Genomic DNA, 13,644 nt, shown 5'->3' on the forward strand with positions numbered 1-13,644 from the left:
AACACACCAAGGCATCACTGGCGTGTGGTTCGTGAAGTCCGTATCAAGTGACTCTTTCAAATCGTTTTTGCTCTTATTTAATCTTCGCTTATTGATTATTCATTTTCCGGCAACGCATAATTCTGGCAGTACAGATAGGGGATCCCCTCTTTGGTAATCAAATACGTCTCTCTATTCAGCGCAAAAAAATCGACGTTGGATACGCTGGTGTTGGTCAGGAAGAAGTCGGGGAGGAGTTCCTGAATGAGACTGGCGGGTGCTGTTTCGCGATTGGATATTTGGATTTTCTGCGAAATCCAAACCGGGCTTGAGCCGTAGCTGGATTGTGTAAAAAGTACCATGCGTTGCACGGTCTGCTCATTATTTTCGGCATCTTTGATAATGCCATCAATATTCACAATACCTTTGCTGCCGCCGGTTTTGATATCAATGATCCCTCGGAATGAGCTTGTATTGCGTACAATCTCGATGGCAGACCGACAGGTCAGATTATGTAACTGACCATTGTTTTTACTGTACCGGTAGACGGCGGTAACAATTAGCGCAGCAAAACAAAGCAACAGGATAATACCTGTCTGGATGCGGGGCGTTCGGGAATAAAAATTCATTAGCTATCATACCGTGGGTAATAAACCGACTGACAGGCGTTTTCCTGCCTGTTTTTCATCGGTGAGCGACATACAAGCACGGATAATTTCTTGGATTCAGGGTAGGTGGTGATATAGATAAATTTATGGCTCTGACACAGCCCAGGATTTTTGTTGATAAATGCCGTATGTCGGGAGAAATTACTGGCATCATTATTAAAATAATACTGACAGTCAGTGGGGGCGTTGTCTGCGGTGATATAGCCGGAGAAATAGTTATCACTGGTTTGCCACGGATACATTATAAGCACACAAATTATCAGGGTAATGGCAAGTATGACCATTTCAGCAGTGGTTATCAAAGGTTGGCGCGCTGTGTCATCTGACAGTTCTTCTATGGCGACATCCGGCACTAAAGGTTCTGCTGTAAAAGATACACTCTCCTCCGGAGTTTCAATCACCTGAATATTGAACTCTTCCTGGATGATCAGCCCTTTGCGGGGGATCGTGGTGATAAGCGGTTGCTCCAGTTCCAGCTGCAGCAAACTTTTGCGCAAAGAGAGAATGCTTTGATAAAAGGCGTTGAAGCTCACCTGGCGGTGATTTTTACCCCAGCCGAATTCCAGTAGTTCGTTTTGGGAAACCACTTGCCCGCGATGTTGAATAAGTAATAAAAGACATAATGACGCCGAGTGTTTGAGTTTTATCCGCTGATTGGGTTGATCTATCCGCGCCAGAGATTGTGTAGCTGGCGTAAATATTATTATTTTTTCAATCAGATAACTGACATTGCCAGTCTCAGACATGATGTTTCTACTCTTGCTGGTGCGCCAGGCGGTTGGCGAGTCATGATACCACTTAGTCCATAAAGACCACCAGTATGGACCCGACCCTGCAGCGAGAACCGCGAAGTGTTTCAATTTCGTATCATAATATAACAACAATGATAACTTTTTAATGAAAATAAACTATATATAAATCAATGTATTGTATCTTTTTGGCTACATTGAAAAGAACAGAAAGATGAAATAACAACGACAAAGATGATTGCCATTAATTCTTTATGGACAGCGTCATATACTGCCTGGCGCCACCACGCGAAAACAGCATGAGTCTGAACGCGTCAACGGCACCAGGGAATGCCGGTGGTAGATGTAGATGGGAATAAATGTCAGCTTGTTGGTGAGCTGACATTTATTTTTCGTGTTGAGTAAAATTCCACCCTCGTTTTGACAAAGCCATAATTTGCGGTAGAGAGTCCCATGTTCCAGAAAGATATTGAAAATGCTGTAGTGCTTGTTGGTGATGAAATGAAAAAGTCAGATAATGCCTGGCTGTCCTTACGCAAAAAACGCCAGCGTATTGATCTGAAGAGTGATGGAAATATCTTGTTTCTGGAGAAAGGGGCCGTCTCTGTTCATCGTGTGGAAAATGATTTAGTGATGGTAAGTATATCTGCACCGGCCATCCTCGGCTTGCCACAAATGCGTACGGAAGTTGCCGGACACTATTTACGTTGTGATACCGATTGTGAAATGTGGGCAATGAGTGCACCCAATGCCGAACTTTTGTTCACTGCAAAGAATCTTTGGAAACATGCATTTGATATTTTAACGCTACATCTGCAACGCTATTTTCAACGAGAAAAATTGCAATCGCATCGCACTATCCGTGAATTGATTATTGAACACCTGAAATATATTTGGTCGATGGAGCCTGAGATGCGTGAAAACACATCTGTGTATACATTCATTCTCGCTCGAAATCATATCTCACGCAGTGCTATCCACAAAGTATTGCAGGAGTTAGTGAGTGACGGAAAAATAATTATGAAGCGAGGGAAACTCTCTTTTTTTGTATGTTAAAGTTAACATTAAAAGCATCTGACGTGTTTTTTTGCACTCAGCTGGAATGATAATGAAAAAACTGGGTTTGTGATTTTTGTTGATTATCAGTATGTTGGTTTTTGTCTTTTTCTTCACCGCTGATGCCAGCTACGCGGAATGTCCATTTTTATCTATAAATTAGTATTTATTTATTAATTTGATATGAATATGATGTTCCCTCCAATAATAACAAAAGTCATATCGCCAATGACCAACGGCAGGCCGGAAAACCTTGAGGCACAGCATAGCCGACTGTTTGGCAACCCTACTACCGATACAACGGATGTTCGCGCTGCACTGCAAAACGCGTTGGATCACAATACCTTTGTCCTGCTGGCCCAGCCTATCGTCAGTACTCGTGGTGATGAATCCTATCATGAGATATTGATCCGCATGCTCAATGAGCACGGGGAATTTCTTTCCCCTGACCATTTTCTGTCGGTTGCACGCGACACAGGGTTAGCACCCGATATCGATCTTTGGGTTATTGAGAACACCCTGAAGTACATGCGCTACCATCCGCTGAGTTGTTTTTCCATTAACCTGGCGCCAGTGACGCTATGTCGTTCAGGTATCGTTGCAAAGATAACTGCGTTGTTGCAGGAATATGTGGTGATACCGCAACGGATTATTTTTGAGATAACCGAGGCTGATACCCTGTCAGATAAAGAACACACGGCAGATACACTACGCTTACTACGTCAATTGGGATGTCGGATCGCGATTGATGACTTCGGTGCCGGGTTTGCAAGCTATGAACGCCTGATGAACATTGAAGCAGATATTTTGAAGATTGATGGCTCTTTCGTTCGTGGGATTATAAAATGTGAGGTTAGTCGCTATATCATCGAATCTTTCTGCCGGGTTGCGGCAATGAAAGGTATGCAGGTTGTCGCCGAGTTTGTTGAAAGTGCCGAAATCCAGATGCACCTGGAACACATGAATGTCGGGTGGTTACAGGGATACCACATTGGCAAGCCAAAACCGTTGTTCACGTTAGAGTAATCTATAATCCGTTTATTTAAACGTATCATCACGATGCTGTAATCTGCCGATAATATAACCTCCTGGCGGAGGCTATATTAATATCAAGAACATTAGCTGACCCATAATTTACGGATCCTGCAGCTGAAGCTGATTCTCTAAACGCCGATCGCGCAGGGTTGCATAAATAAAGGTAATCACAAACAGCAGAGAAAATAGTACGACTATGGTGGGAGCCGGTGCGCTGTCGATGAAAAATGACAGGTACACGCCCATAAATGAGGTAATGACCGACATCGCCACCGCCAGCCATAAGGCGTGGGAAAATTTCCGCGTCATTAAAATCGCGATGGCGCCAGGTGCAATCAGTAATGAAATTGACAAAATAATCCCTACCGATTTTAGCGTGGCGACAATCGTCAGGGCGATCATGCACAACAGGCCGTAATGCAGCAGTGCGGTGTTAAGCCCACTGGCCTTTGCCTGATGTGGGTCGAACGCATGCAGTAGCAAATCTTTCCATTTTAGTCCGATGATAAGCGCGATCCCCAGAGTAATAACCGCGGTTTGCATGATATCGCTTAACGATACGCCCAGCATGTCGCCGAACAGAATATGATCGAGATGGACTTCTGACTGGATAGAGACGTACAGCACCAGACCCGCACCAAACATCCCGGAGAAAACAATACCCATGATGGTGTCGCGCTTAATGCGGCTGTTATCGTCGAGGTATCCGGTCGCCACCGCGCAGAACAGACCGGCGATAAACGCGCCAATTGCCAGCGGGATGCCCGCAATCCACGCCAGTACAATCCCTGGGAAAACCGCATGACTCATGGCATCGCCCATCAACGCCCAGCCTTTGAGTACTAAAAATACCGACAGCAGCGCGCAAGGCACTGCGACGATGGTAGAGATGACCAGCGCATTAACCATAAAGCTAAACTGAAAAGGTTCCAGCAGCGTTGTTAAGATCATACTTGCTCCTTGTTCACCAGACGGGCGCGGCGGCGATTTGCCAGCAGACCGTGTTTTGGTGCGAAGACAAATGCCAGCAGGAACAGCAGCGTTTGCAGAACGACGATAATTCCGCCGGTTGCACCGTCCAGCCAGTAGCTTAGCCAGGCACCGAAAAAGCTGGTCAGGCTGCCGAGCGCCACGGCGATGGTGAGCAGGCGAGGAAAACGATCGGTCAGCAGCCAGGCCGTCGCACCGGGCGTAACCACCAGGCAAATCACCAGAAAGGCGCCGACGGTTTGCAGTGCGGCGATCGTGGAAACGGAGAGCAGCGTAAAAAACAACAGCTTCAGCCGACCCGGATTCAGACCGATAGACCGCGCGTGGTTTTCATCAAAAAAGACCACCATCAGATCTTTCCACTTCAAAAACAAAATGGTCAGCGAAACCACGCCGATGATCGCCAGTTGCAGAATATCTTCCGGCGCAATCGCCAGGATGTTACCCAGAATAATGGTCTGAATGTTCACCGACATCGGATTAAGCGACACCATAAATAGCCCGATACCGAAAAAGGACGAAAAAATCAGCCCGATAATGGCATCTTCCTTCAGGCGTGAACGCTGATTGAGAAACAGCATGCTGCCCGCCGCCAGTCCACCGGAAAGAAATGCGCCCAGCGCGAAGGGAAGCCCTAACATATAGGCTCCGGCTACGCCTGGAACGATCGAGTGCGACAGCGCATCGCCAATCAGCGACCAGCCTTTGAGCATCAGATAGCAGGAGAGAAATGCGCACAGGCCGCCGACCATCGCCGAAACCCACATGGCGTTGAGCATGTACTGGTAGCCAAACGGCTCCGTCAGCCAGTTCATGATTACTCCCCCTCGCTTGCCGCGCGTCGCGAAATAAACGGACGTTCATCATCGGTAATCACGTGTTGTTCACCGCCGCTCAGCGCGACGTGACGCAGTACGCCGCTGAATGCCAGCTCGAGATTCTCGTGGGTAAAGGTGGTTTCGGTTGGCCCACTTGCCAGCACCGTGCCCTTAATCATCACCGTGTAATCGCAAAATTCGGTGACGGATCCCAGATTATGGGTAGAGACCAGCATGGTCCGGCCTTCATCACGCAGTTCACGCAGCAGATCGATGATCCGGGCCTCGGTTTTCACATCCACGCCGGTGAAGGGTTCATCCAGTAAAATAACCTGCCCGTCCTGTGCGATGGCTCTTGCCAGAAAAACGCGTTTTTTCTGCCCGCCGGACAGTTCACCTATCTGGCGATGGCGATAGTCCAGCATATCTACCCGCGCCAGCGCCGCATCCACGCAGTCGTGGTCGATTTGTTTTGGTCGACGCAGCCACCCCATATGGCCAAAGCGGCCCATCATTACTACATCTTCCACCAGTACCGGAAACGACCAGTCCACCTCTTCTGACTGGGGGACATAGGCGATAAGATTCTGTTTGAGCGCCTTATTAACCGGTTGTTGCAGAATAGATATTTCCCCTTTCGCCAACCGGACAAAACCCATCAGCGCTTTAAAAAGCGTTGATTTTCCCGAACCGTTTACGCCGACCAGAGCGGCAATTGAGCCGCCCGGAACCTGAAAAGTGGCATCCCGCAGCGCGGTGTGGCCGTTGCGATACGTCACCGTAACCTGATTCACGGTAATCGCAGATTGACTCATTTTTGGCTCCTTAACCCGTCGTTGATGCCGCTGACGATGGTTTCTGTCGTCACGCGCAGTAAATCCAGATAGGTCGGTACCGGACCATCGGCAGCGCTGAGCGAATCGACATACAGCACGCCGCCGTAATACGCGCCAGACTCGCGGGCGACCTGACGCGCAGGTTTGTCGGACACGGTGCTTTCGCTAAATACGGTAGGGATTTGATGTTTTCTGATCGCATCGATCACTTTGCGTACCTGCTTGGGCGTGCCTTGCTGATCGGCATTGATCGGCCACAGATACAGCTCTTTCAGGCCGTTATCACGCGCGAGGTAAGAGAATGCGCCTTCGCTGGTGACCAGCCAGCGTTTATCAGCAGGGAGCTTCGCCAGTTCTGCATGCAGTGGCGCCAGAGTCTGCTGGATTTTCGCTTTATAATTCTCCGCATTTTTCTGGTAGGTTGCGGCATGGTCGGGATCGTATTTCATCAACGCATCGCGAATGTTATCCACGTAGATAAGCGCGTTCTCCGCTGACATCCAGGCATGCGGATTCGGTTTGCCGTTGTACGGCCCTTCGCTGATACCCATTGGCTGCACGCCGTTTGAAACCATGACCTCCGGTACGCCGGACAAATTTTGATAGAAGCGGGCAAACCATAGTTCGAGGTTAAGGCCGTTGGAGAGAATAAGCTGTGCGCCCTGCGCCCGTTTAATATCTCCCGGAGTGGGTTGATATTCGTGAATTTCTGCCCCGGGTTTGGTGATGGAACTGACGTCCGCCGCGTCACCTGCCACGTTGCTTGCCATATCGGCAATCACCGTAAAGGTGGTTATCACTTTGAACTTTTCTTTCGCCCAGGCAGGTGACAGCGTAAGCGCCGTTAACACGCTGGCAAGGAGAAATGACTTTAGATGGGGCAGATGCGGCATAGTATCCCTCACAACAAAGTGGTTAATTTATCATCGAATATAGCCTTTGCTATGTTATATAGCACATGGCATAAACAAATGAAAATAATTCTTATTTGCGTAGGGTGCTAAGGAATGTATCACCGCCAGGTAATAGTCCTGCGCTTAGTTAAGGTGTATTATTTATGCAACTTAATTGTGGAGGCATCATGTCCGGCAAACGTATTGCACGTGAGAAAATGACGATCCAGAGAATGATCTCGCTGTATGAGAGCCAGTGTCCGCAGGCTTCAGATGAACCGGGGCATTACGATGCGTTGTTTGCCTATGCGCAAAAGCGCCTGGATAAATGCGTATTTGGTGAGGAAAAACCGGCCTGCAAACAGTGTCCGGTGCACTGTTACCAGCCCGCTAAACGCGAAGAGATGAAGCAAATTATGCGTTGGGCTGGACCCAGAATGCTCTGGCGTCATCCGATCCTGACCGTGCGTCATCTGATTGATGACAAACGTCCGGTGCCGGAGTTACCCGAGAAATACCAGCGGAAGAAGTGATTTAGCAATTCTATGCCGGATGGCGGCTGCGCCTTATCCGGCCGACAAAGACAAACGCACCAGTGGCGTAGGCCCGATAAGCGTAGCGCTATCGGGCAATAATCCGTTAAACCAGTGCGTCCTTATCAATACCCAGGCGCTTCATGCGCGAGAGTAACGTTGTGCGTTTCAACCCCAGTCTTTGTGCCGCGCCTTTAGGACCGGCGACAACGCCATTGGTTTCTTTCAGAACGCGCATTATCAGCTGGTATTCATCTTCGCCATCCTGCGCGACTTCGGTCGCCACCGGCGGCGTAGACGGCGCCATAGCGATTACATCCGGCAAGGACAGTTGCAGCACGTTGCCCCGGGTGAGCAGAACCGCGCGTTCTACGACGTTTTCCAGCTCGCGCACGTTACCCGGCCATTCCATGCTGCTCAGCGTACGCAGGGCTTCGGCGGGAATGCTGTCGATATTGCGCCCCATCCGGCGGGCAATTTTGAAGGTGAAGGCTTTCACCAGCAGCGGAATATCTTCCGGGCGCTCGCGCAGCGGTGGCAGATGGATCGGGAAGACGTTCAGTCGATAGTAGAGATCGTTACGAAACTCGCGATCGGCGACCATCTTTTTCAGATCGCGGTTAGTGGCAGCGATCAAGCGAACGTCGGTCTGGATCAGTTTATTGCTGCCCAGACGTTCAAACTCCTGCTCCTGCAGAACGCGCAGCAGCTTGGGCTGAAGCTCCAGCGGCATGTCGCCAACTTCATCGAGAAATAACGAACTTTTGTCCGCTAGTTCAAAGCGTCCAATCCGCTGCGTGCTGGCCCCGGTAAATGCGCCACGCTCATGGCCAAACAGATCGCTTTCCAGCAATCCGGCAGGCATTGCCGCGCAGTTCATTTTCACCATCCGACGGGTGTTACGTCCGCTCAGGTTGTGAATTGCTCGTGCAATCAGCTCCTTACCCGTCCCGGTTTCACCAAGAATCAGGACAGTGCTGTCGCTTTGCGCCACCATTTCGACCTGTTTGAGTACGCTGTACATCGCTTCGCTGCGGCCAATGATTTCTCCGAACTCACTCTCCACGTTGTTGAGTTGTTCAGTCAGCGCCAGGTTTTCATCGACCAGCCGCTCCTTCAGGCGGTGGATCTCCTGGTAGGCGAGGGCGTTATCCACGGCGATCGCCACGCGTTCTGCGATTTGGCGCAGCAGTTTGAGATTGGCGGTGGTGAATACTTTCTCTTCACATTGCGCCAGCTTAAGTACGCCGAGCATATTATTGCCGGACATCAGCGGCAGCAGGCACAGAGTCTGTAGCTGGTTGCCCCAGGTTTCGAACAACATTCTTTCGTAAGGGGCCAGGGTATCGCGTTCGCTCAGGTTAATCAGCAGCATCTCTTTACTTTTGAAGACCCGTTCAGAGAGCGTGCCGGCTTCGTCCACTTCACTTTGTTCGTGTGCCGGATGATGTTCATCCAGATAGTGAGTGGAATAAATGCTGAGCTTGTTTTTGCGATCGCTGCGTAACACGATGCTGATGGCATCAATGTCGAAGTAGTGATGGATCTCTTTGGCGACTTCGCTGACCAGCTCATCAATATCCAGGCGGGAGAGCACAGCATTGGTGATGGCGACCAGGATGCGAAAGTTATCACGCTCACGGCACAGGAGATCGTAATCGACATTGTTGCTGACCCGGCTTTGAATTTGTTCAGCAACGACGCCGACTATTTGGGTGAAGGTCTGCAGCCGGTTGTACTCTTTTTCACTCCACGGTTGGTCTTCGTTACGGATAAATTCGCAACCGCCAAAGATTCGTCCATCTGCTGCCAGCGGTAGCAGGCAGTAGTGACCAAATTTAGAATACAGCCCGCCAGAGGCCAGCTGTGGCCAGGTTTCGCTAAACTCGTGATAGTTGCAGTGCAGCGCATCGGGGCGAGACAAAATACGGCGTACCGGGCCATGCGCCAGCACCGTTTCGTCTTCATAATCGATGGGGTTACCATTTTCACGCGTCGCAAAATAACGCGCACGCTGCGTTTGTGCCTGCCATAAGACAATAGCCGCGCAGTCGGCCAGCGCTGAACGCTTGACCAGTTGCGAAAGCGCCTCGCTGAGAGACGGCAGGTCGGGCTGCTGTAATAATGTACGAGTAATATCGAACAGGCCTTGCTGTCCGAGGTCACTCATCGGTGTATACGACATATTGCTTTTCCAGGAAAAGCACCGCAGAACGGTGCGAAAACGGTAAATGAATTATAGGTATAAGTCGTAAATTATTGCCGGACTGGTCCCGCTACTCGAACCGTAGACCCGATCGGCAAAACGCCATCAGGTGATAATGCAGCGTTAAGGCCGGATGTCGACGCAAATGCGTCTTACCCGGCCTACAGCTTGCTGCCAACCGGCTGTTAGCATATACGAGGTAATGGTTCGGCGTGTGGTAAATCGAGAGTGCGTTTCACGCCGTAGAGTCCGGCAAGACGCACACCTTTGCGTTCTACCACTTCACCAATCATTGCGGCATCGCGTCCTAACGGATGTGCGCGCAGCGCGGCAAGCACCGTTTCAGCAGCCTGACGCTCAACGGCAATCACCAGCTTGCCTTCGTTAGCAAAGTTAAGCGCATCCAGACCCAGCAGTTCGCAAACGCCACGCACCGCGGGCTTCACGGGCAGGGCCGCTTCAGACAGCTCAATACCAAACCCGCATGAGGCGGCAAATTCATGCGTTACCGCATTTACGCCGCCACGGGTCGCGTCACGCAGCGCCTTCACGCCGGGAATATCACGCAGCGTCTGGATAAGCGGTGTCAATACCGCGCAGTCGCTGACCAGTTCGCCATCAAGACCCAGCTGTTCGCGCAGGTTAAGGATAGTTGCGCCGTGATCGCCAAGCGTACCGCTGACCAGCAGCACATCGCCTGGGCCGAGGGTCTGTGCGCCCCAGTGAATGTTGGCGGGGATCGCCCCCATTCCGGCCGTGTTGATGAACAGCTTGTCTGCAGCGCCGCGCTGCACGACTTTGGTATCGCCGGTCACGATGGCGATGCCTGCTTCACGCGCGGTCGCCGCCATACTGTTGACGACGGTTTTCAACGTCTCCATCGGCAAACCCTCTTCGAGGATAAAACCGCAGGAGAGGTAGCGAGGGATCGCGCCGCTGACCGCCACGTCGTTAGCCGTACCGCAGATGGCCAGCTTGCCGATATTGCCACCCGGGAAGAACAACGGATCGATAACATAGCTGTCGGTTGAAAACGCCAGACGATCGCCTTCTGCAACCAGTTGCGCCAGATCCAGACGGGCCTGATCTTCTTGTTCCGCCAGCCACGGATTAGCAAAAGCCTCCATAAACAGACTGTTGATCAACTGCTGCATAGCCTGACCGCCGCTACCGTGGGCGAGTTGTACGCTGTTCATGCTTCACACTCCTGCTGACGATACTGATACCAGGCGGCACATGCGCCTTCTGAGGAGACCATCAGGGCGCCAAACGCGGTCTCCGGGTTACAGGTTTTGCCAAATAGCGGGCACTGATGCGGTTTGCATCTGCCGGTCAATACCTCGCCGCAACGCGCGCGCGGATCGTCATACACCTGCTGCGGCGCTGGCTGGAAATGCGCTTCGGCATCAAAGCGCTGATAGTCTGGCGTCAGGTGAACGCCAGAGGATTCAATGACGCCCAGACCGCGCCATTCGCTATCGCCATTGACGCAGAACACTTCGGCGATGGCCTGTTGCGCTAACAGGTTACCGGCGTCCGGCACCACGCGGCGATACTGGTTTTCAACCTGGCTATGCGCGGCAATCTTCTGTTCAATCAACATCACCACGCCCTGCAGTAGATCGAGCGGTTCGAAACCGGCGACCACCAACGGACGATGGAAATCTGAAGCAATGAAATTATAGGCATCGGTGCCAATCACCATGCTGACATGGCCCGGCGCTAAGAAGGCGTCGATGCCATTGTCCGGCTGTTCCAGCAGACTGCGCAGCGTAGGGATAAGCGTGATGTGCTGGCAGAAAAAGTAAAAGTTCTGCACGTCACGCTGTTTTGCCTGCTGAAGGGTGATGGCGGTGGTTGGCATTGTGGTTTCAAAACCCAGGCCAAAGAACACAACCTTACGCGTTGGGTTTTCCTGCGCCAGCTTCAGCGCATCCATCGGTGAATAGACGATGCGGATATCCGCGCCGCGCGCTTTGGCTTGTAGCAAAGAACCTTGTTTACCCGGAACGCGCATCGCATCGCCAAAGGTGCAAAAAATCACTTCCGGATGGCTGGCGATTTCCACACAGCTGTCGATTCTGCCCATCGGCAGAACGCAAACCGGGCAGCCCGGGCCATGAATAAACTCGACGTTGTCAGGCAACAATTGGTCGAGACCGAACTTGAAGATAGCGTGGGTATGACCACCACACACTTCCATGATGCGCAGCGGACGTTCAGCAGTGTAGGGGAGGTGTGCGGCACGTTCACACAGGTGCTCTATCAACTGCATCACCTGTTCTGGTGCGCGGTATTCGTCAACAAAACGCATTATTTTTCCTCGCCATACAACAACGCGCCGACATCCGGCTCAACGTCAAACATGTTTTGTAGCGCGTCGAGCGTGTCGCGCGCTTCAGCTTCATTAATGATGCTCATGGCAAAGCCGACGTGGACCAGTACCCACTGGCCCAGACGGGGTTGACCGTGTTCATCGCAGCTTCCGACCAGCGTCAGGTCGACGTCGCGCTGAATACCGCAAACGTCGACTTTGGCCTGGTTGCCATCAATGGTGCGGATTTGACCCGGAACACCTATGCACATCGCTGCGTCTCCAGCCAGGAGAGCCATTGGTCCATGCCTTCGCCACTGGTGGCGGAAATCAGGATAATCTCAATTTCCGGGTTCACTTCCCGGGCGCTGGCGATGCACTTTTCTACGTCAAAATTGAGGTACGGCAGTAGGTCTACTTTGTTGAGCAGCATCAGCGACGCGGCGGCAAACATATGCGGGTATTTCAGCGGCTTGTCTTCGCCTTCGGTGACGGAAAGCACCGCCACTTTATGGCGTTCGCCGAGGTCGAAGCTAGCCGGGCAAACCAGGTTCCCGACGTTTTCAATGAACAGGATGCCGTTGTCTTCAAGCGGCAAACGTGGCGCGGCGTCAGCAATCATTTGTGCGTCAAGGTGGCAACCTTTACCGGTGTTGACCTGGATGGCGGGCGTACCTGTGGCGCGAATACGGGCGGCATCGTTAACCGTCTGCTGGTCGCCTTCAATGACGGCGCAAGGCACGCTGTCTTTGAGCTTCATCAGCGTTTCGGTCAGCAGCGTGGTTTTACCGGAGCCTGGGCTTGAGACAAGGTTTAATACCAGATGTTGACGGGCAGCAAAGCGTGCGCGGTTGCGCTCGGCCAGACGGTTGTTTTTATCCAGCACGTCAATTTCCACTTCCAGCATTCGGCGCTGACTCATGCCTGGCGCGTGGGTGCCTGCTTCACCGTGACCGTAATGCAAATCGCCTTCTTCGGTCTGGCTCGGTGTGAAACTGGAGGTCTTCACCCCGGTAATATTCAGCGCCGGACGAGCTGCCGGGGCAAATGGCGCGCTGCGAAACGCCGAGTGGGGATTATGCTCATCACCCTCTATATAAAGGTTGCCTTCAGCGCAACCACATGTCGTACACATCGCTCACTCCTGATCTTATTACTTGCGATACTTCAGTTGCCGGATGATGACGCTTAGGCGTCGGCATCCGACGCTGGAGTTTCATCTATTTCAATACGTCGAATCTGTAAGCCGTCATCGGCCACAATTCTCAGCATATCGCTGTTGCATTGCGGACATCTGCGCACGCGTTGCGTCAGTAAGGTGACGTATTGCTGACAAGATTCGCACCAACATTCGGCTTCTTGTTCTTCGAGGTGGAGTTTACAACCTTCTGCAAGGGTCCCGCGGCATACCAGATCAAAACAAAAGGCGAGAGCGCTGGTTTCTACGCAAGAAAATGCGCCAATTTTGAGCCAGACCCCAGTTACTCGCTGTGCACCGTATTGCGTGGCCTGTTGTTCAATCAATTCCAGTGCCCGTTGGCAGAGGGTTATTTCGTGCATACCGCCT

15 protein-coding genes are annotated in these 13,644 nt (G+C 51.6%); 3 read left to right on the forward strand and 12 right to left on the reverse strand.

The genetic code is table 11. The features are described 5' to 3' along the window. Positions 1–95: 95 nt before the first annotated feature. Complete coding sequence (locus tag OGV93_RS23020) at positions 96–608, reverse strand: YqeJ family protein (protein ID WP_016154204.1); 513 nt, start codon at positions 606–608, stop codon at positions 96–98. Further along, positions 608–1,393 carry a winged helix-turn-helix domain-containing protein gene (locus tag OGV93_RS23025; RefSeq protein ID WP_046274827.1) on the reverse strand — a complete coding sequence of 262 codons (786 nt, stop codon included), beginning with the start codon at positions 1,391–1,393 and terminating at the stop codon, positions 608–610. The genes OGV93_RS23020 and OGV93_RS23025 overlap by 1 nt, the downstream gene beginning before the upstream one ends. Before the next feature lie 456 nt (positions 1,394–1,849). Between OGV93_RS23025 and OGV93_RS23030 the strand changes: the two genes are divergently transcribed. Next, the gene (locus tag OGV93_RS23030) at positions 1,850–2,452 is read left to right on the forward strand and encodes a helix-turn-helix domain-containing protein (RefSeq protein WP_016154202.1); all 603 of its coding nucleotides are present in this window, start codon (positions 1,850–1,852) and stop codon (positions 2,450–2,452) included. 228 nt (positions 2,453–2,680) lie between these two features. After that, positions 2,681–3,478 carry an EAL domain-containing protein gene (locus OGV93_RS23035; protein ID WP_016157329.1) on the forward strand — a complete coding sequence of 266 codons (798 nt, stop codon included), beginning with the start codon at positions 2,681–2,683 and terminating at the stop codon, positions 3,476–3,478. A 108-nt stretch (positions 3,479–3,586) separates the two neighbouring features. Here OGV93_RS23035 and sitD read toward each other — a convergent pair whose 3' ends face one another. The 4 genes from sitD to OGV93_RS23055 are packed head-to-tail and all read right to left on the reverse strand — an operon-like array spanning position 3,587 to position 7,024. Further along, positions 3,587–4,438: an iron/manganese ABC transporter permease subunit SitD gene (gene sitD, locus OGV93_RS23040; protein WP_016154200.1), complete on the reverse strand. Its 852-nt coding sequence runs from the start codon at positions 4,436–4,438 to the stop codon at positions 3,587–3,589. Next, on the reverse strand, positions 4,435–5,292 hold the full coding sequence (sitC, locus tag OGV93_RS23045) for an iron/manganese ABC transporter permease subunit SitC (RefSeq protein WP_016154199.1): 858 nt from the start codon (positions 5,290–5,292) through the stop codon (positions 4,435–4,437). The genes sitD and sitC overlap by 4 nt, the downstream gene beginning before the upstream one ends. Positions 5,293–5,294: 2 nt before the next feature. Beyond that, on the reverse strand, positions 5,295–6,110 hold the full coding sequence (gene sitB, locus OGV93_RS23050; protein WP_019077551.1) for an iron/manganese ABC transporter ATP-binding protein SitB: 816 nt from the start codon (positions 6,108–6,110) through the stop codon (positions 5,295–5,297). Further along, entirely contained in the window at positions 6,107–7,024 is a 918-nt protein-coding gene (locus tag OGV93_RS23055) for a metal ABC transporter substrate-binding protein (RefSeq protein WP_019077550.1), read from the reverse strand. Before OGV93_RS23055 ends, sitB begins: the two co-directional genes overlap by 4 nt. Before the next feature lie 188 nt (positions 7,025–7,212). Between OGV93_RS23055 and OGV93_RS23060 the strand changes: the two genes are divergently transcribed. After that, positions 7,213–7,557: a nitrous oxide-stimulated promoter family protein gene (locus OGV93_RS23060; protein WP_003825888.1), complete on the forward strand. Its 345-nt coding sequence runs from the start codon at positions 7,213–7,215 to the stop codon at positions 7,555–7,557. Between the two features lie 106 nt (positions 7,558–7,663). On the opposite strand, the gene flhA is transcribed toward OGV93_RS23060, so the two are convergent. The 6 genes from flhA to hypA form a co-directional block, all read right to left on the reverse strand. Beyond that, positions 7,664–9,742, reverse strand: a complete 2,079-nt coding sequence (flhA, locus tag OGV93_RS23065; RefSeq protein ID WP_287110228.1) for a formate hydrogenlyase transcriptional activator FlhA — start codon at positions 9,740–9,742, stop codon at positions 7,664–7,666. Positions 9,743–9,948: 206 nt separating this feature from the next. Continuing rightward, positions 9,949–10,959, reverse strand: coding sequence for a hydrogenase maturation carbamoyl dehydratase HypE (gene hypE, locus OGV93_RS23070; protein ID WP_016157324.1), 1,011 nt, complete (start codon positions 10,957–10,959; stop codon positions 9,949–9,951). After that, positions 10,956–12,077, reverse strand: a complete 1,122-nt coding sequence (hypD, locus tag OGV93_RS23075; RefSeq protein WP_019077547.1) for a hydrogenase formation protein HypD — start codon at positions 12,075–12,077, stop codon at positions 10,956–10,958. Before hypD ends, hypE begins: the two co-directional genes overlap by 4 nt. Continuing rightward, on the reverse strand, positions 12,077–12,349 hold the full coding sequence (gene hypC / locus OGV93_RS23080; RefSeq protein ID WP_003037411.1) for a hydrogenase 3 maturation protein HypC: 273 nt from the start codon (positions 12,347–12,349) through the stop codon (positions 12,077–12,079). Before hypC ends, hypD begins: the two co-directional genes overlap by 1 nt. Next, the gene (hypB, locus tag OGV93_RS23085; RefSeq protein ID WP_016154192.1) at positions 12,340–13,212 is read right to left on the reverse strand and encodes a hydrogenase nickel incorporation protein HypB; all 873 of its coding nucleotides are present in this window, start codon (positions 13,210–13,212) and stop codon (positions 12,340–12,342) included. Before hypB ends, hypC begins: the two co-directional genes overlap by 10 nt. Before the next feature lie 53 nt (positions 13,213–13,265). Continuing rightward, a complete protein-coding gene (gene hypA, locus OGV93_RS23090) occupies positions 13,266–13,637 on the reverse strand; it encodes a hydrogenase maturation nickel metallochaperone HypA (RefSeq protein WP_019077546.1) in 372 nt (123 codons plus the stop codon). Positions 13,638–13,644 lie beyond the last annotated feature (7 nt).

Source organism: Citrobacter sp. Cb031 (assembly GCF_030336725.1).
GTDB classification, from domain to species: Bacteria; Pseudomonadota; Gammaproteobacteria; order Enterobacterales; family Enterobacteriaceae; genus Citrobacter; species Citrobacter braakii.